The organism is Qipengyuania citrea (assembly GCF_009828015.1).
Lineage (GTDB): Bacteria > Pseudomonadota > Alphaproteobacteria > Sphingomonadales > Sphingomonadaceae > Qipengyuania > Qipengyuania citrea.
In genome coordinates, this window is sequence record NZ_WTYG01000001.1 from 480559 (window position 1) to 497481 (window position 16923).

The following is a 16923-nucleotide window of genomic DNA, read 5'->3' on the forward strand; positions in this document are numbered from 1 at the left end:
AAAGCCCCGCCGAAGCGGGGCTTTCCTGAAGCAGTCAGCCTGCCGGACCGCTTATTCGTCGACCTTGGTCGCGCCATCGGTGTTGGTGGCGGCATTTGCAGCAGCGACCGGCTGGTCGGCGCTCATGCCAGCGGCCGATTCCGCAGCGCCGGCTTCGGCACCCTCGACCGGGCCGAGGCCGTCGCCGGGGAAGTCTTCGCTGACTTCTTCGGTTTCAGCCGGAGCCGGTTCGGGCTTGGCCGGGGCCCCGCCATAGGTCGACATGAATTCCATCACATTGGCGCGGTCTTCAGGCTTGCTGAGACCGGCAAAGCTCATCTTGGTGCCGCTGGCAAAAGCGCGCGGGCTGGTCAGCCATTCGTCCATCGCTTCCCAGGTCCAGTCGCCGCCCTTCTCGGACAGGGCCGAGCTGTAGGCGAAGCCCGCGGCATGCGCGCCGATCGACGCGCCCATCACGCCATAGAGATTCGGACCGATGCCATTGGCCCCGCCCTGATCGATCGTGTGGCACGCGGTGCACTTGGCGAAGACCTTTTCGCCGGCCGCGGCATCGGCGCTGGCCAGCAGCGTGCCGAGATCCGGACCCTCGTCGGCGCCGCCTTCCTCGGCTGCGCCCTCGATGAAATAACCAGCTTCTTCGGGATGCTCGGCGCTATCGGCATGGAAATACATGCCCGAAACGATGGAGGCGCCCAGCGCCACGATAGCAGCGCCAAGGACCCAGCCAGCAGCGGTGTTGAAACGATCGTCCATTACGTAAAATACCCGGCGAAAATCGGTTGGTCAGATGGTTGCGCGCCGCTCTAGTGCGCAGCGCCGCCTTTCGCAAGGGTGCAGGCCGCAATAGCGCTTGATGCCGCGCGAACGCGACCGTAACGCCCGCAGACCATGCGCCAGTTCGCCAAACCTGCCCTCGCCCTTGTCGATTCGATGCGCGCGGCCGCGGCCGCCGACCCGGCGCGGGCGATCGCGTTCGGCGGCGCCCCCGGATCCAATTCGCACCAGGCGGCGATGCAGTTCGCGCCCGAAGCGCTGCCGCTGCCGTGTTTCAGTTTCGAAGATGCGCTGGCCGCGGTCGAAAGCGGCGCGGCGGGCTGTGCAATGATCCCGATCGAGAACAGCCAGCACGGCCGCGTGGCCGACATCCATTTCCTGCTTCCGGCCAGCGGGCTGTCGATCGTGGCCGAGCATTTCATGCGCATCACGCATTGCCTGATGGCCTTGGGGCCGGGCCCGTTCGAAGCCGCCTACAGCCATCCGCAGGCGCTCGGCCAGTCGCACCGCTTTCTGGGTGAGCGCGGGATCGTGGGGCTGAGCCATGCCGATACCGCAGGCGCCGCCGCCTTCGTCGCGGAAAGCGGCAAGCCCGACATCGCCGCCATCGCGCCGGCGCTGGCCGCGGATCTCTACGGGCTCGAGATCATCGAACGCGAGGTGGAGGACGCGCCCGACAACACCACCCGCTTCGTGGTGCTGGCGAAAGACCCGCTCGACCCTGCGCTGCTCGAAGGGTCGCGGGCTATGACCACCTTCATCTTCGAAGTGAAGAACATTCCCGCCGCGCTGTACAAGGCGCTGGGCTGCTTCGCGACCAATGGCGTGAACATGACCAAGCTGGAAAGCTACCAGAAGGGGGCAAGCTTCGCGGCAACGCAGTTCTTCGCCGATATCGAGGGCGCGCCGGGGGATGCCCGCGTGGACCTGGCGCTGGAGGAGCTGGCCTTCCAGACCAATGGCGTACGGCTGCTCGGCAGCTACGCGCAAGCCCGCCGCCGCGGCTGACCGGATCGGGACCGCGCAACGCCGCCGGCCGGGGGCGCTCGCCTATTCGTCGTCGTAGATCGCGACTTCGTTCATCCCAGCACTGGTTGCACGCCCGCGGTACATGCCGGAGGTGTTCATGCTGAACAATGGATGGCCTTCGCGCGTGACGACGATCACCCCGCCATCGCCGCCGAGACTGCCGACATCCGCGATGACCGCATCGATCTCTTCCTGCGCCTGCGCTGCTTCTAGACCGAATTCGCTGGCATGGACGAGATAGGTCGGAATGCCTTCCTCATCGAGCGGTACGCGCGCCTGGGCAGCGTCGATCTCCGCACGGAAGCGATAGCGCAGCCGGGTGCAGATTTCCTGCGCGACACCGACCCGGATAAAGAATTCTCCCCACCCGGTGGCGGAAACCGCGCAGCTGCGATTGTCGGCATAGGTGCCGGCACCGATGATCGGCGCATCGCCGATCCGGCCCCAGCGCTTGCCCGTCATCCCGCCGGTCGACGTGCCCGCCGCCATGTTCCCATCGGCGTCGAGCGCGACCGCACCGACCGTGCCGAACTTGATGTCGACATCGAGCGCGCTGAGCTGTTCGGCCTTCATCCGCTCCAGCGCTTCCCTGCGGCGCGTGGTTTCGAACCATTCGGGCGGCATCGTTTCAAGCTGGTGGCTGGCGGCAAAAGCTTCAGCCCCGGTGCCGGCCAGCATCACATGCGGACTGTCGGTCATGACCTTGCGCGCCAGATCGATCGGATGGCGGATACCGGTCACGCCGGCCACCGCACCTGCATCGCGCGTCCGCCCGTCCATGATCGATGCGTCGAGTTCGATATCGCCGTCCCAGGTCAGCACGGCACCCCGCCCGGCATTGAACAGCGCGTCGTCTTCCATCGGTTCGATCGCCGCCTGGATCGCATCCATCGCGCTGCCCCCGTCGCGCAGCACTGCCGCACCTGCATCGAGCGCGCGCTGCAGCGCGGCGCGATAGGCGGCATCCTGTTCGGGCGTCATGTTCTCGCGCGCGATCGTACCCGCGCCGCCATGGATGGCGATCGACCAGCCGGGCGTGTCCTGAGCGGTTGCTGGGGCCGCGAACAGCGCGAGAAGCGCAACCGACGCGGCGGCGATGGGGACGAAAAATCCTCTCATGCCAGAGCGGTAGCACGGCTGCTTATCCACTTCACCCGGGAAAGCATTTTGTGGATTCGCGCCATGCATGGTAGCCCTTCCGTAACGTAAACCAATGGGGAGAGGTTTCGTGATTTTCGACCGTTATCGTTTCAACGAACAGGTGGCGATGGAGCTGGGGGAAAAGATCCTTCTGGCAATCGTCGCGCTGATCCTGACATGGCTCATCGCGCGCGCTGCCAAATGGGCCTTCGCCAAACTCGTCGATGCCGTCGACTTCTTCAAGCGGGGTACCGGCAGCGGGCAATCGCTGGGCGAATCGCTGGGCAAGATCGTCAGCTTGCTGATCTGGCTGTTCGGCCTGCTGATCATTCTCAACATTCTCGAACTCGGCGGGGTCGCCGGGCCGATCGACAGCCTGCTCGAAAACGTCGTCGCATTCCTGCCCAATCTGCTGTGGGCGGGACTGATCTTCTTCATTGGCATGATGGTGGCACGGATCGTGCGCGACCTTGTCGTCACCACGCTGCAGACGGTCGATCTGGATAAATGGGCCAATCGCGGCGGGGTCGACAGCGTCACCGGGAACAGCACCATCAGCCGGACCATCGGCACCATCGTCTACGTTCTGATCGCGATCCCGGTGGCGATCGCCGCGCTCGAACAGCTGGGCATCGATTCGATCAGCGCACCGGCCAGCGAAATGCTGCGGATGATCTTTGCCGCGATCCCGAACATCATTGCCGCGGCCGTGCTGCTGGGGATCGGCTATCTCATCAGCCGCTTCGTGGTGCAGATCGTCAAGGAAATCCTGCCCGGCTTGGGCGTCGATCGCGCCATGGCCGAAAGCGGGCTGGTCACCGAAGGCACGACCGTGTCGGGCATCATCGCCCGCGTCGCGCAGGTGGCCATCATCCTGTTCTTCGCGATTGCCGCGACGAGGCTGCTCGGGTTTCCCGAACTGACCGCGATCCTCGACCAATTGCTCGAACTGGGCGGCCGGGTGATCTTCGGCGCGGTGGTGATCGCCTTTGGTTTCCTGATCGCCAACCTGCTCGCGCGGCTGATCGCAGGCGATGCGGGCGGGTCGACCGCGAGCACCATCGTGCGCTGGGCGACGATCATCCTGTTCGTGTTCATGGGCCTGCAGTTCACCGGTATCGGCGGGATGATCCCGGCCAATGCGCTGACGATCCTGATCGCCGGCGTCGCGGTGGCGGGCGCGCTTGCCTTCGGTCTCGGCGGCCGCGACTGGGCGGCACGCAAGCTCGAACAGATGGACAGCGATCTCGGCGGGACCGCAGCGCCCACGCCGAAGCCCAAGCGCGGCGCTGCCGCCAAATCGACCGACCCGCTGCCGCCGGGCGCCTAGGCCCCGCAGCAGGCGAATTCGCCGGAAGGGGCGCGGGGGGCATCCTCCCCGCGCCTTTTTCGTGGGCGATCCGGCTTGCAGGCTCCCGTCCGCTCGTAGAGAAAGCGGATGCCGCCTGCCGCAGCGCGTCATTGCCCCTTCATCCCAAGGGCTCTATATCGCCGGGCATGTCTTCCATCCGTCCCTGGCGCACGATCGAGCGCCGCCCGTCCCGCCAGATCATGGTCGGCAACGTCCCCGTCGGCGGCGATGCGCCGATAACCGTCCAGACCATGACCAACACGCCGACCGAGGATGTCGGTGCGACGATCGACCAGATCCGTCGCTGCGAAGATGCGGGCGCGGACATCATTCGCGTGTCGTGCCCCACCGCCGAGGCGACCGCACATTTCGACCGTATCACCAAGGCAGCGAATGTCCCGATCGTCGCGGACATCCACTTCCATTACAAACGCGCACTCGAAGCGGCGGACAAGGGCGCGGCCTGCCTGCGCATCAACCCAGGCAACATCGGCAGCAGCCAGCGCGTGGCCGAAGTGGTCCGTGCCGCCAAGGCGAACGGCTGCGCGATCCGGATCGGGGTCAATGCGGGCAGTCTCGAGAAGGATCTGCTCGAAAAATACGGCGAGCCCTGCCCCGAGGCGCTGATCGAGAGCGCGCTCGACCATATCAAGCTGCTGCAGGACCACGACTTTCACGAATACAAGGTGGCAGTGAAGGCGAGCGACGTGTTCCTTGCCGTCGCGGCCTATCACGGCCTCGCCGACGCGGTGGACTGCCCACTGCATCTGGGCATCACCGAAGCGGGCGGATTGATCGGCGGTACGGTCAAGAGCTCGATCGGCATGGGCAGCCTGTTGTGGGCCGGTATCGGCGACACCATTCGCGTGTCGCTGTCGGCCGAGCCCGAACAGGAAGTGAAGGTCGGTTACGAGATGCTCAAGGCGCTCGGCCTGCGCACCCGCGGTGTCCGCGTCGTGTCGTGCCCGAGTTGTTCGCGCCAGGGTTTCGACGTCATTCGCACGGTCGAAACGCTCGAGAAACGGCTCGAGCACATCAAGACCCCGATGAGCCTCTCGGTGCTCGGCTGCGTGGTCAATGGCCCTGGCGAGGCGCGCGAGACCGACATCGGCATCACCGGCGGCGGCAATGGCAAGCACATGGTCTATCTGTCGGGGGTGACCGATCACCACGTGCAGAGCGGCGACATGCTCGACCATATCGTTGCGCTGGTCGAAGCCAAGGCCGCCCAGATCGAAGCGGGCGAGGCAGTGGCCTTCGATCCGCATGCCGCTCCTGCGCAGGCCGCCGAATAGCGCCTTTACGCCGTTTTAAGCCAAAGCGGCGCACGGTGCCGCGATGCGCATCGCGGTTCTCCTTGCCATAGCCGTGGCAGCCTTCCTCGGCGCAACGCTGGTGCCCGGCGACGCGCCCGAGCCAGCAACCGGTGATGACGGACTGCATGCCCCGCAGCCGGCGGAGGCAGAGACCTCCGGTGGATCCAGCGACAGCTACGCGGCATGGGTCGCCGGGACCACCGAACTTCCCCGCGCTGCCGACGGGCATTTCTATGCCGAAACGCAGGTCAACGGCGCACAGATCGACATGCTGGTGGACACCGGGGCCAGCGTGGTGGCGCTGACCGGTGCCGATGCGCGCGCAGCAGGGTTGATGTGGTCCGCCGCCGATATCCGGCCGATAGCGCAGGGCGCTTCCGGTCCCGTGGCGGGAATGGCCATCACACTCGACCGGGTTACGCTTGGCGGTCACGAAGCGCGCAACGTTCGCGCGATCATCGTGCCGGAAGGACTCGGCGTATCGCTGCTCGGCCAGAGCTTTCTTGCCTCGGTGCAACCGGTCCGGATCGAGCAGGACCGGATGGTGTTGGGCGAATGAACCGCGCGGTCCGCCGCAATCCCGTTGTCGCCTGCCGCACCGCACTGTTAGGTTCCCGCGCATGAATCGCCGCGATCTTATCAAGGGCTCATTGGCAGCGACCGCTGCCGCCGCCCTGCCCGCCCGCCTGTTCGCGCAGGTCAATCCCACCGCCGCCCGCGAAGCGAAGCTGATGGTGATCGCGCGCGACGAACTGGCCCGGGCGGGTACCAGCATCTGGCGCAAAGACATTGTCGGCATTGCCGATTTCGGCCTGCATTCTTCGCAAAAGCGGTTTCACTTCGTCGATCTCGAGAACGAACGGGTAACCAGCTATCACGTCAGCCATGGTACGGGTTCGGACGGCGAACACGATGGCTGGCTCAAGCGCTATTCGAATATCGAGGGGAGCGAAGCGTCCAGCCGCGGGGCCTTCATGACCCGCAGCTGGTATGTCGGGCGCTATGGCACTTCGCTGCGACTCGACGGGCTCGATTCGACCAATTCCAACGCCCTGCCCCGCGCCATCGTGATGCACCCGGCGAGCTATGCCACGCCCGGACATGTCGATCGCTGGGGCCGGCTCGGCCGCTCGAACGGCTGCTTCGCCATGGGGCCCGAACAATTCGACCGCGCGCTGATCGACCTGTCGGGCGGGCGCCTGCTGGTTTCGGGCAGCTACGGGATCGCGCAGGACGGCAGCGCCGTCAGCCCGCCGATCGCCCAATACGACCTGCTGCGCCGTCCGGACGGAACGACGTTCAGCCGCACCAGCCCGAGCGCTTACTGACGGACGCCCGGTCGGGCGACCTCAGCTCGTCTGCAGATCGTCGACGATCTCGACCGCTTCCTCGCTCGTCTCGCGGGCCCGGTCGTCTTGGCGCGGCGCATCGAGCGCGGCCAGTACGGGAGCGTCGCGGCCATAGATGTCGTCGAACTGGCGCAGCTCGCCGTTCACATCCACACCGTAGGTGAAATAGGTGATGTAGGCGGGCCACTGCTTTTCCATCGGGTAGCGCGTGTACTTGCCCGACGCGGTGATTTCGGAAACCTCCTGCTGGATCGCAGGCAGATCCTCGCGGCTCTCCGCATTGCCGAGCATGGCCATCGTCATCGCCAGTTCGCGGGCACCCTGGACGCGAATGCACCCATGGCTGAGCGCGCGGACGTCACGCGCGAACAGCGACTTCGCGGGCGTGTCGTGGAAGAAGATCGCGTGCGGGTTGGGCATGTCGAGCTTCATCAGGCCGAGCGAATTGCCCGGCCCGGGCTGCTGGACCACGGTGATCCAGCCGTTGGCGCCCTTGGTCGCCGTGTAGTTGTTGGCACGCGCCCAGCCGGGATTGTTGAGCACTTTCGCGCCCAGCCCTTCGCCCTTCACGATCGATTGCGGCACGGTCCAGGTCGGGTTGAAGATCACCGCCTCGACCATTTCGGAAAGCTGCGGCGTCGCGGTGCGGCCGGGCTTGCCCACCACCACGCGGTAGTGCTTGATGATCTTGTCGTTGACCGTCAGCCGCAGCTGGTATTCGGGCACATTGGCAAGCAGATATTGCTTGCCGAGATCCCGGGCGAGCCAGCGCCACCGGTCCATATTGGCGCGGATCAGCTTGCGCTTGGCGGGGTCGCTCGTGCGGGCGAGCTCTTCCTTCAAACGCGCGTAATCGGGCGAAACCGGATTGAGCGCGCGCAGCGTTCCGGCGATGTCGCCCGTCTCGACGGCTGTCTCCAGCAGGCGGTGCGACGGCAGGACGTCGGGGTCGGGATCGACCACGAACCACTGGCGCCGTGCATCCATCGGCGTGCGCCCATCGCGCAGATCCTCGACCAGCCAGATGAAGATCTCGCTCGCCACAGCGTCGAGCGCCGGGCCCCGGCCCTGCGCGATTGCGGCGGCCAGCGCTTCGGCGCGGTAGTCACCGGGGACCAGCCCTTCGTCGGCCACCGTGGGAATGAAGGCGAGCAGCTTCTCCGCCTGCGCGAGCGTCCACTCGCGTTCGAGCACGGGCAATTGCTGGACCACTTCGCCCGACGACATGCGGATATCGTCGAAACTTTCCTCTACGCTGGGCTGCGCGGCGGGTTGAGGCGCGTCACGGGTATAATCGGGCAGTGGCTCGGTAACCCGGGCCGGTTCGGGCGGCAGCAGGTCTTCAGGCGCACTGTCCTGCGCGAAGACCGAGGTCGCGCACAGCGCGGCGCCCATTGCGGAACCGATAATCAGACGAAAACGTGTCATATGTCCTACCAGATGCGCCCACGCACCGATGCGGCGCGTGTGGCTTGATAATTGCCCAATGCCCCAAGCTAATCCAATATCCCGGCTTTCACGAGGCTGAATTGTCCGTGACGGCTCGCTTCCCCCCGGATAGGAATTGGCAGTGCGCACCGATCACGCCCTCTTGCCCATGCTGATGGCAGCGCTGGCCGTCGCCAGCCTGGCCTTGATGGACGCTTACATGAAAAGCGCGGCGCTGGCCGTGGGCGCGCTAAGCGCGGCCTGGCTGCGCTCGCTGATCGCCACGGCAATCGCTCTGCCGCTGTGGCTGGCGCGCGGCGGGCGCTGGCCGCAGCGAGCAGTGCTCACGCTGCATCTGCAACGCTCGGTCGTGGCGACTTTCATGGCACTGACCTTCTTCTATGCGATCACCAAGCTGCCGCTGGCCGAAGCCATCGCCATCAGTTTCGTCGCGCCGCTGATCGCGCTCTATCTCGCGCGGCTGATGCTAGGCGAGATCATTCGCCGCGAGGCGATCGCCGCTTCGCTGCTGGGTTTCGCCGGCACGCTGGTGATCATCGGTGGCAAGGTGGGCCAGGCCGAATTCGACCGCGATACCGCGCTCGGGCTGGCCGCGATCCTGACCTCCGCCATGCTCTACGCCTACAGCTTCATCCTGATCCGGCGGCAATCGCAGGTTGCCGGCCCGGCCGAGATCGCGACCTTCCATTCGGGCGTGTCGGTGCTGCTGCTCGGCATGGCAGCCCCCTTCCTGTTCGAGATGCCGGACAGCGACACGCTGCGCGACCTCGCCGCGGCGGCGGTGCTCACGGTTATCGGGGCGATGGCTTTTGCCTGGGCCTACGCCCGCGCCGAGGCGCAGGTGCTGGTCCCGCTCGAATATTCGGGCTTCCTGTGGGCTTCGGTGTTCGGCTGGCTGTTCTTCGCCGAACGGCTGACCCTGCCGACCCTGGCGGGCACCGCGATCATCGTGGGCGCGTGCTGGCTGGCGGCGCGCGGCAGGCGCCCGGCCCAGCCGCCCGATACGATCTGAACGATCTGTCGAACCGCCAGGCATGCAGGCTGGCGCGGATGCACGAAACCGTAGCGGCAGGCGAAGCCCGCGCCGCCGATCGACGCTTGCCGCAATGCCGCACCCTTGATTTTTTCCCCGTTCCGGCGCAGGGGCGCGGCACATTCTGCTGCCCCGCCCATTGGTCGGGTAACGGCTTACAAACGAAAGGATCAACGCGCGCATGACCCAGGTCGGCAAGGACACGCTCGGAACCCGCTCCACTCTGACAGTGAACGGCAAGGACTACGCCTATTACTCCTTCGCCAAGGCGGCGGAAAAGCTGGGCGATGTTTCGAAGCTGCCTTTCAGCCTCAAGGTGCTGCTGGAGAACATGCTGCGTTTCGAAGACGGTGGTTTCACCGTCAGCACCGACGATGCCCAGGCGATCGTCGACTGGCAGAAGAACCCGGCCACGGGCAAGGAAATCCAGTACCGCCCGGCGCGCGTGCTCCTGCAGGATTTCACCGGCGTGCCCTGCGTGGTCGATCTTGCTGCCATGCGCGATGCGATCAGCAAGCTCGGCGGCGATACCGCCAAGATCAACCCGCAGGTTCCCGTGAACCTCGTGATCGACCACTCGGTCATGGTTGATGAATTCGGCCACCCCAAGGCTTTCGAAAAGAACGTCGAGCTCGAATATGCCCGCAATGCGGAGCGTTACGACTTCCTCAAATGGGGTTCGAAGAGTTTCGAGAACTTCTCCGCCGTGCCTCCGGGCACCGGCATCTGCCACCAGGTGAACCTGGAATATATCGGCAAGGGCGTGTGGTCGACCAATGACCCCGAAGGCGAAGCGGTCGCCTATCCCGACACCTGCGTCGGCACCGACAGCCACACCACCATGATCAACGGCCTCGGCGTGCTTGGCTGGGGTGTCGGCGGGATCGAGGCCGAAGCCGCAATGCTCGGCCAGCCAATCTCGATGCTGATCCCCGAAGTGGTCGGATTCAAGCTGACCGGCGCGATGGCCGAAGGCGTGACCGCCACCGACCTCGTGTTGACCTGCGTGCAGATGCTGCGCGAAGTCGGCGTGGTTGGCCGGTTCGTCGAATTCTACGGCGAAGGCGTTGCGGGGCTGACCCTCGCCGACCGTGCGACCATTGCCAACATGGCGCCCGAATACGGCGCAACCTGCGGCTTCTTCGGCATCGACGACAAGACGCTCGAATACATGCGCCTCACCGGCCGCGACGAAGAAACCATCGCGCTGGTCGAAGCCTATTCGAAAGAACAGGGCATGTGGTTCACCCCCGAGGCCGAGCCCGTCTTCACCAAGACGCTCGAGCTCGACCTGTCGAAGGTCGTCCCGAGCCTCGCCGGTCCCAAGCGTCCGCAGGACCGCGTCGCGCTGCCCGAGGTCGACGAGCTGTTCAACACCGACCTCAAGTCGATCTACGGCAAGGACAAGCCGCTGCGCGTCGACGTCGAAGACACGCATCACGATGTCGGCGACGGCGACGTCGTGATTGCCGCCATCACCAGCTGCACCAACACGTCGAACCCCGATGTGCTGATCGCTGCCGGCCTGGTCGCCAAGAAGGCGCATGAAAAGGGTCTCAAGCCCAAACCGTGGGTCAAGACCAGCCTCGCTCCCGGCAGCCAGGTCGTTACCGACTATCTCGTCAAGTCGGGCCTCCAGGACGATCTCAACGCCATGGGCTTCGATCTCGTCGGCTATGGCTGCACCACCTGCATCGGCAACTCGGGCCCGCTTGCGCCGCCGATTTCCAAGGCCATCAACGGCAATGACATCGTCGCTGCCTCGGTGCTGTCGGGCAACCGCAATTTTGAAGGCCGCGTATCGCCCGATGTGCGCGCCAACTTCCTCGCCAGCCCGCCGCTCGTGGTGGCCTACTCCATCCTTGGCACGGTCACGAAGGACATCACCGAAACCCCGCTCGGCCAGGACCAGCAGGGCAATGACGTGATGCTTGCCGATGTCTGGCCGACCAACGAGGAAATCGCCCAGCACCGCGCGGCCAATATCGACCGCCAGATGTTCGAAACCCGCTACGCCGACGTCTACAAGGGCGATGAGCACTGGCAGGGGATCAAGGTCGAGGCCAGCGACACCTATCGCTGGAACCCGACCAGCACCTATGTCGCCAGCCCGCCCTTCTTCGAAGGCATGGAAATGACTCCCGCCCCGGTGACCGACATCACCGACGCAAAGCCGCTGGCGATCCTCGGCGATTCGGTCACCACCGACCACATCTCGCCCGCCGGTTCGATCAAGGAAGACAGCCCTGCGGGTTCCTATCTGCAGAGCCACCAGGTCGCCAAGCAGGACTTCAACTCCTACGGCTCGCGCCGCGGCAACCACGACGTGATGATGCGCGGCACCTTCGCCAACATCCGCATCAAGAACGAGATGGTCCCCGGCGTCGAAGGCGGCGTGACGACCTACAATGGCGAACAGATGCCGATCTACGATGCGGCAATGAAGCACAAGGAAGACGGCACCCCGCTGGTGGTCGTTGCCGGCAAGGAATATGGCACGGGTTCAAGCCGTGACTGGGCCGCAAAGGGCACCATCCTGCTTGGCGTCAAGGCCGTGATCGTCGAAAGCTACGAGCGTATCCACCGCTCGAACCTGATCGGCATGGGCGTGCTGCCGCTGCAGTTCAAGGATGGCGATACGCGCAACAGCCTCGGCCTGACGGGAAGCGACAGCTTCACGATCAAGGGCCTCGCCGATCTCAGCCCGAGCCAGGACGTCGAAGTCGAGGTGACCCGCGAGGACGGTTCGACCTTCAGCTTCACCGCGCTGTGCCGCATCGATACTGCGAACGAGATGGAATATTACCGCAACGGCGGCATCCTCCACTACGTTCTGCGCAAGCTCGCGGCCGCCTGATTCCGTCCGACCGGAAGCGGTAGGCGCCGATGACGCTCGTCGGTCGCCTGTCGCGGTTTCTGGGGCGAACCCCAACCGAACCTGAAGCCGATCCCGCCGTTCTGCGCGGGATCGGCGACCGCGTCCGCCGGAAGCTGCGGGCCGATCCCCGCATCGAACCGCATGGCGGCAAAAAGGCCGACCTGTTCCTCCTGCGCGGTTTTCTCGACGAAGCGGAGTGCCGCCGGCTGATCGCGATCATCGACAGCCGTATTCAGCCCTCCATACTGTTTACCGACAAGGCTTCACCGCGCGGACGGACGAGTTCGACGCATTTCTTCGCCAAGGAAATGCCCGAGACGCGTGCGCTGGCGGAGCGGATTGCCGCGGTTACGGGGATAGGGCTACCCCATGCCGAACCGCTGCAGGGGCAACGCTATCGCCGGGGCGAGGAATACCGGCACCACCGCGACCATTTCCTGCTTGATCGCCCGCACTGGCAGACCGAACGACATCGCGGTGGCCAGCGAAGCTGGACCGCGATGGTCTATCTTAACACACCTGAGGCCGGCGGTGCGACCGCGTTTCCCGCGCTGGACCTGACCATTGCGCCCGAACCGGGGATGCTGGTTGTGTGGGACAATATGGATCGCAAGGGCCGCCCCAACCGCGCGACACTGCATGCCGCGCTGCCGGTCGAAGCAGGCGTTAAATACGTCGTTACCCAGTGGTACCGGAAGGGCGAATGGAGCCTGCGCGGGCGCGACTGACCGCTGCCCCTATCGGCGCTCAGGCCGCCCGCTTGATCCGGAACTTGCGCCGCCCGAGAATTGCGGCCGCGGCCATGCCGAACAGCGCCATCATCGGCGGGGCGGGCACATCGGTGCCGCTGCTGCTGCCCGAGGTCGACGAGCTGGTCGAGGACGAGGACGAGGTCGAGCTTGATGTTGAAGTTGAGGACGACGTGGAGGTCGAGCTCGACGTGCTCGTCGAGGACGACGAACTGGTGCTGGTGGTGACGTTGCCGCTCGAGGTCGAAACTTCGCCAGTGGAGGTGCTGACCGAACCCGTCGAGGTGGAGACTTCGCCCGTCGAGGTGCTGACCGAACCCGTCGAGGTGCTGACCGAACCGGTGGAAGTGGAGACTTCGCCCGTGCTCGAACTGGAACTCGTCGTCGTCGAGACTTCACCGGTCGAGGTGGAGGTGCCGCCGGTCGAGGTCGAAGTCGAGGATCCACCGGTCGAACTGGTCGTCGACACGTCGACATTCACCACCGGAGGCTCGCCGCCGCTGGTGGTGGTCGAATTGACGATCACGCTGCCGCCGCCGCTCGATCCGGAGAAGAAGCCGCCGAAGAAGCCGCCGCCGAAACCACCACCAAAGCCGCCGCCGCCGCTTCCGCCGGCAATCGACCGCGATGCGCCGCCCCCGCCGACAGGTGCCGATGCGGGCAGCGGCGGAACGGGGACGGGTGCCATCGCCTGGCGATACACCGGCGGGCAGATGTTGTTCGGATTGTTCGCTGCAGCCGCCGAATCGGCGGGAACGCATTCGACCTGCCGCGGGATCGTGCGGGCACGCGGTACGGTCGGCCGCGGCACAGCGCGCGGGGTCGCCTGCTTGACGTATTTGGCCTGCTTGACCGATTTCGACTTGTACTGCGGATTGTCGGTAATCGGGCGCTCGGCGACGTGGACCGCCCCGCCTGCGAGCAGCGCACCACCCGCCGCCGTGGCCGAGAGTTTAGCGAGAGCTGATTTGACCGACATTATAAAACTTCCTGTTGCGACCGAAAAAGGGAAGCAATTTGCGTCCCTTAAGGCGATCCTTGAGTTGTTTTAACGAATCACCCCCCGGCGAATCGCGTGTATTCAGGATCGCAATTACCGCCAGAAAGTAAATTTTTCGCGGAATTGCGAGGCTTTCGCAAGCTTCGTCCCGTTTCGGGACCTTCCGTGCCACGGTTCTTACCGCAGCGCTAACCTCATTCGTCGAACATGTCGCTCTGCGGCCCCGAGGGCGGCGCCAGCCCGAGATGACTCCAGCCGCCATCGTTGAGGCAGCGCCCGCGCGCGGTCCGCGCGATCAGGCCGAGCTGGATGAGATAGGGCTCGATCACCTCCTCGACCGTGTCGCGAGGCTCGCTGAGACCTGCCGCCAGCGTTTCCACCCCGACCGGCCCGCCCTTGTAGGTGGTGGCGATCATGGTGAGATAGCGCCGGTCCATCGCATCGAGACCGAGGCTGTCGACCTCGAGCCGGGTGAGCGCGTCGTCGGCCACGCGGCTGGTCACCACCGCTTCGCCCAGCACGCTGGCGAAATCGCGCACGCGGCGCATCAGCCGCCCCGCCACGCGCGGTGTTCCGCGGCTGCGGCGGGCGATCTCGCGCGCGCCGCCCTCGTCGATCCCCATGCCGAGCAGCCCCGCACCGCGCGTGACCACGCGGAGCAGCTCGTCCTCGGTGTAGAAGTTCAGCCGCACGGGGATACCGAACCGGTCGCGCAGCGGCGTGGTCAGCAAGCCCTGCCGCGTGGTCGCGCCGACCAGCGTGAACGGCGGCAGGTCGATCCGCACGCTGCGCGCGGACGGCCCTTCGCCGATGATGATATCGAGCGCCCGGTCTTCCATCGCGGGATAGAGCACTTCCTCGACCACCGGATTGAGCCGGTGGATCTCGTCTATGAAGAGCACATCGTTGGCCTCGAGATTTGTCAGCAGCGCGGCTAGGTCGCCCGCCTTGGCGATCACCGGCCCGCTGGTAGCGCGAAAGCCGACGCCCAGCTCTTTGGCGACGATCTGCGCCAGCGTGGTCTTGCCGAGCCCAGGCGGGCCGAAGAACAGCACATGGTCCATCGCCTCGCCGCGGCCCTTGGCGGCCTCGACGAAGACGCGCAAATTCTCGCGCGCCGCCTTCTGCCCGACGAATTCGGCGAGCGATTTGGGGCGCAGCGCCGCGTCGGGATCCTCGGCTTGGCGGTCGGGGGAGTGGATGGGGACGGGTTCGGTCACACTGCCCCCATACCGTCATGCTGAACTTGTTTCAGCATCCAACGCGCGGCAATCACCGGAGGATGCCGTTCGAACGCGAACCCTGCGTCTACATCCTCGCGAGTAAGCCGCGTGGAACGCTCTATATCGGGGTCACATCCGACCTTGTGAAGCGGCTCTGGCAACACCGCGAAGGCGTTACCGGCGGCTTCGTCGCACGGTACAAGGTCCATCGCCTCGTGCGCTTCGAAATGTTCGGCGACATGGAGGCGGCGATCCTGCGCGAAAAGCAGCTGAAGCGCTGGCACCGTCAATGGACGATCAATCTGGTCGAGCGAGACAATCCGCATTGGGTCGATTTTGCGATCGACCTTGGGTTTGATCCGCTTGCTTCGAGCAGGGCGAAAGATGGATCCCGAAACGAGTTCAGGATGACGGGGGCTTGAGGTTTCCTCTTTCCTCAAAACGGGTTCACCGTGTAGCCTGCCTGTTGCAATTGCGCATGCGCGGTCATGGCGGACAGCGCGAGTTCGACGCCGGGGATGAAGTCCGCCTTGGCCACGCCATGGGCCGCCGCGCTCTGGCCGCAGACGATGAAGCGCACGCCGTAATCGAGCAATTGCGTGACCATCGCGCGCGAGTGGTTGTCCTCGGCGTCGAGCAAATCCTTGACCGCGCCGCCGTGCACAACCACCGCGATCCGCATGTTCGCCGGGTCGACCGCGTGCGAGGCGTGCATGTTGATGAAGCGTGCGGCGCTTTCGAACCCGCGGTTGCGCGTGCCCGCATCGGCCTGTCCGGCGACGTCGAAGGCAATCGCGAATTCGGTATCGGGAGCGAAGGTGTCGATACCTTCGACCGGGGCATGGGCGCCGAACTCCTCGAAGATCGGACCGGTCCGAAACGCGCTCATGTCCTGTGCGCTGGCCGCGCTTGCGAACAGCGCGCCCGCTGCCGCCAGTATCGTGTAGCGTTTCGCCGTCATCGTCATCCCGCTGCTTTCTTCAAGGCGACGCGGATCAGCTCGCCCTCGCTTGCACTCTCGCCCAGCTCGCCCTGCGCCGAGGCGACCGCGCGCGCGGCGACCGCGGGCTTGAAGCCGAGGTTTTCCAGCGCGCTCACCGCATCGGCGCTGGCCCCGCCCCTTGGCAGTGCGGCTGCGCCCACGCCGGCAGCAACGCTGGGCAGCGCGCCCGCCTTGTCCTTGAGTTCGTTCACGATCCGCGCGGCGAGCTTGGGGCCAACGCCATTGGCGCGTGCAATCATTGCGGCATCGCCCTGCGCACAGGCCGTCTGCACTTCCCCCGTCGACAGCGCCGAGAGGATCGCCAGCGCGACCTTGCTGCCCACCCCCTGGACTTGCGTCAGCAGGCGGAACCAGTCGCGCTCCGCCGCATCGGCAAAGCCGAGCAGGCGCATGTCGGTCTCGCTCACCTGCAGATCGGTATAGACGGTGCAGGCCTCGCCGCGCTCGCCCAGCTGGCTGAGCGTGCGCACCGAACAATGGACCAGATAGCCCACGCCCGCGACATCGATCACCGCCCAGTCGGTGCCGGTTTCTTCGAGCAGGCCCTTCAGCTTCGCAATCATGGTTTGTTCTTGGCCCTCAAGAAGGATTTGGTCCAGCGAGAATGGACAGGCGCCCACAGTTGCGGG

The 16923-nt window shown here is 65.5% G+C and carries 16 protein-coding genes; 10 read left to right on the forward strand and 6 right to left on the reverse strand.

Annotation, left to right across the window (positions count from 1 at the left end; all coding sequences use genetic code 11):
• Nucleotides 1-51 precede the first annotated feature (51 nt).
• The gene (locus tag GRI55_RS02165; protein WP_050599448.1) at nucleotides 52-753 is read right to left on the reverse strand and encodes a c-type cytochrome; all 702 of its coding nucleotides are present in this window, start codon (nucleotides 751-753) and stop codon (nucleotides 52-54) included.
• A gap of 135 nt (nucleotides 754-888) precedes the next feature.
• Here GRI55_RS02165 and GRI55_RS02170 point away from each other — a divergent pair, with 135 nt between their 5' ends.
• Nucleotides 889-1782, forward strand: a complete 894-nt coding sequence (locus tag GRI55_RS02170; protein ID WP_050599449.1) for a prephenate dehydratase — start codon at nucleotides 889-891, stop codon at nucleotides 1780-1782.
• A 42-nt stretch (nucleotides 1783-1824) separates the two neighbouring features.
• Here the strand turns inward: GRI55_RS02170 and GRI55_RS02175 are convergent, their stop codons facing one another.
• Nucleotides 1825-2922 carry an isoaspartyl peptidase/L-asparaginase family protein gene (locus GRI55_RS02175; protein ID WP_160766048.1) on the reverse strand — a complete coding sequence of 366 codons (1098 nt, stop codon included), beginning with the start codon at nucleotides 2920-2922 and terminating at the stop codon, nucleotides 1825-1827.
• Between the two features lie 109 nt (nucleotides 2923-3031).
• Here GRI55_RS02175 and GRI55_RS02180 point away from each other — a divergent pair, with 109 nt between their 5' ends.
• The 4 genes from GRI55_RS02180 (at nucleotide 3032) to GRI55_RS02195 (ending at nucleotide 6938) form a co-directional block, all read left to right on the forward strand.
• The gene (locus tag GRI55_RS02180) at nucleotides 3032-4273 is read left to right on the forward strand and encodes a mechanosensitive ion channel (RefSeq protein WP_307019800.1); all 1242 of its coding nucleotides are present in this window, start codon (nucleotides 3032-3034) and stop codon (nucleotides 4271-4273) included.
• A 167-nt stretch (nucleotides 4274-4440) separates the two neighbouring features.
• On the forward strand, nucleotides 4441-5589 hold the full coding sequence (gene ispG / locus GRI55_RS02185; protein ID WP_050599451.1) for a flavodoxin-dependent (E)-4-hydroxy-3-methylbut-2-enyl-diphosphate synthase: 1149 nt from the start codon (nucleotides 4441-4443) through the stop codon (nucleotides 5587-5589).
• 43 nt (nucleotides 5590-5632) lie between these two features.
• Nucleotides 5633-6169 (forward strand): retropepsin-like aspartic protease family protein, encoded by a 537-nt coding sequence (locus GRI55_RS02190; RefSeq protein WP_160766050.1) that lies wholly within the window; start codon nucleotides 5633-5635, stop codon nucleotides 6167-6169.
• Between the two features lie 61 nt (nucleotides 6170-6230).
• Entirely contained in the window at nucleotides 6231-6938 is a 708-nt protein-coding gene (locus GRI55_RS02195; RefSeq protein ID WP_160766051.1) for a murein L,D-transpeptidase catalytic domain-containing protein, read from the forward strand.
• A 21-nt stretch (nucleotides 6939-6959) separates the two neighbouring features.
• On the opposite strand, the gene GRI55_RS02200 is transcribed toward GRI55_RS02195, so the two are convergent.
• Nucleotides 6960-8387, reverse strand: a complete 1428-nt coding sequence (locus GRI55_RS02200; protein WP_160766052.1) for a L,D-transpeptidase family protein — start codon at nucleotides 8385-8387, stop codon at nucleotides 6960-6962.
• A gap of 142 nt (nucleotides 8388-8529) precedes the next feature.
• On the opposite strand from GRI55_RS02200, the gene GRI55_RS02205 reads away from it, so the two are divergent.
• The 4 genes from GRI55_RS02205 (at nucleotide 8530) to GRI55_RS14830 (ending at nucleotide 14120) form a co-directional block, all read left to right on the forward strand.
• Nucleotides 8530-9420 carry a DMT family transporter gene (locus GRI55_RS02205; protein ID WP_307019803.1) on the forward strand — a complete coding sequence of 297 codons (891 nt, stop codon included), beginning with the start codon at nucleotides 8530-8532 and terminating at the stop codon, nucleotides 9418-9420.
• 202 nt (nucleotides 9421-9622) lie between these two features.
• Nucleotides 9623-12298 carry an aconitate hydratase AcnA gene (acnA, locus tag GRI55_RS02210; protein WP_063512958.1) on the forward strand — a complete coding sequence of 892 codons (2676 nt, stop codon included), beginning with the start codon at nucleotides 9623-9625 and terminating at the stop codon, nucleotides 12296-12298.
• Nucleotides 12299-12327: 29 nt separating this feature from the next.
• A complete protein-coding gene (locus GRI55_RS02215; protein WP_160766053.1) occupies nucleotides 12328-13047 on the forward strand; it encodes a 2OG-Fe(II) oxygenase in 720 nt (239 codons plus the stop codon).
• A 74-nt stretch (nucleotides 13048-13121) separates the two neighbouring features.
• Nucleotides 13122-14120: a hypothetical protein gene (locus GRI55_RS14830; RefSeq protein WP_202392316.1), complete on the forward strand. Its 999-nt coding sequence runs from the start codon at nucleotides 13122-13124 to the stop codon at nucleotides 14118-14120.
• Between the two features lie 142 nt (nucleotides 14121-14262).
• On the opposite strand, the gene ruvB is transcribed toward GRI55_RS14830, so the two are convergent.
• Nucleotides 14263-15288 (reverse strand): Holliday junction branch migration DNA helicase RuvB, encoded by a 1026-nt coding sequence (ruvB, locus tag GRI55_RS02225; protein WP_160766054.1) that lies wholly within the window; start codon nucleotides 15286-15288, stop codon nucleotides 14263-14265.
• 62 nt (nucleotides 15289-15350) lie between these two features.
• On the opposite strand from ruvB, the gene GRI55_RS02230 reads away from it, so the two are divergent.
• Nucleotides 15351-15713 (forward strand): GIY-YIG nuclease family protein, encoded by a 363-nt coding sequence (locus tag GRI55_RS02230; protein ID WP_160766055.1) that lies wholly within the window; start codon nucleotides 15351-15353, stop codon nucleotides 15711-15713.
• Between the two features lie 14 nt (nucleotides 15714-15727).
• Here the strand turns inward: GRI55_RS02230 and GRI55_RS02235 are convergent, their stop codons facing one another.
• The gene (locus GRI55_RS02235; RefSeq protein ID WP_156488753.1) at nucleotides 15728-16252 is read right to left on the reverse strand and encodes a DsrE family protein; all 525 of its coding nucleotides are present in this window, start codon (nucleotides 16250-16252) and stop codon (nucleotides 15728-15730) included.
• Between the two features lie 2 nt (nucleotides 16253-16254).
• A complete protein-coding gene (gene ruvA, locus GRI55_RS02240; RefSeq protein WP_160766056.1) occupies nucleotides 16255-16857 on the reverse strand; it encodes a Holliday junction branch migration protein RuvA in 603 nt (200 codons plus the stop codon).
• Between the last annotated feature and the right edge of the window lie 66 nt (nucleotides 16858-16923).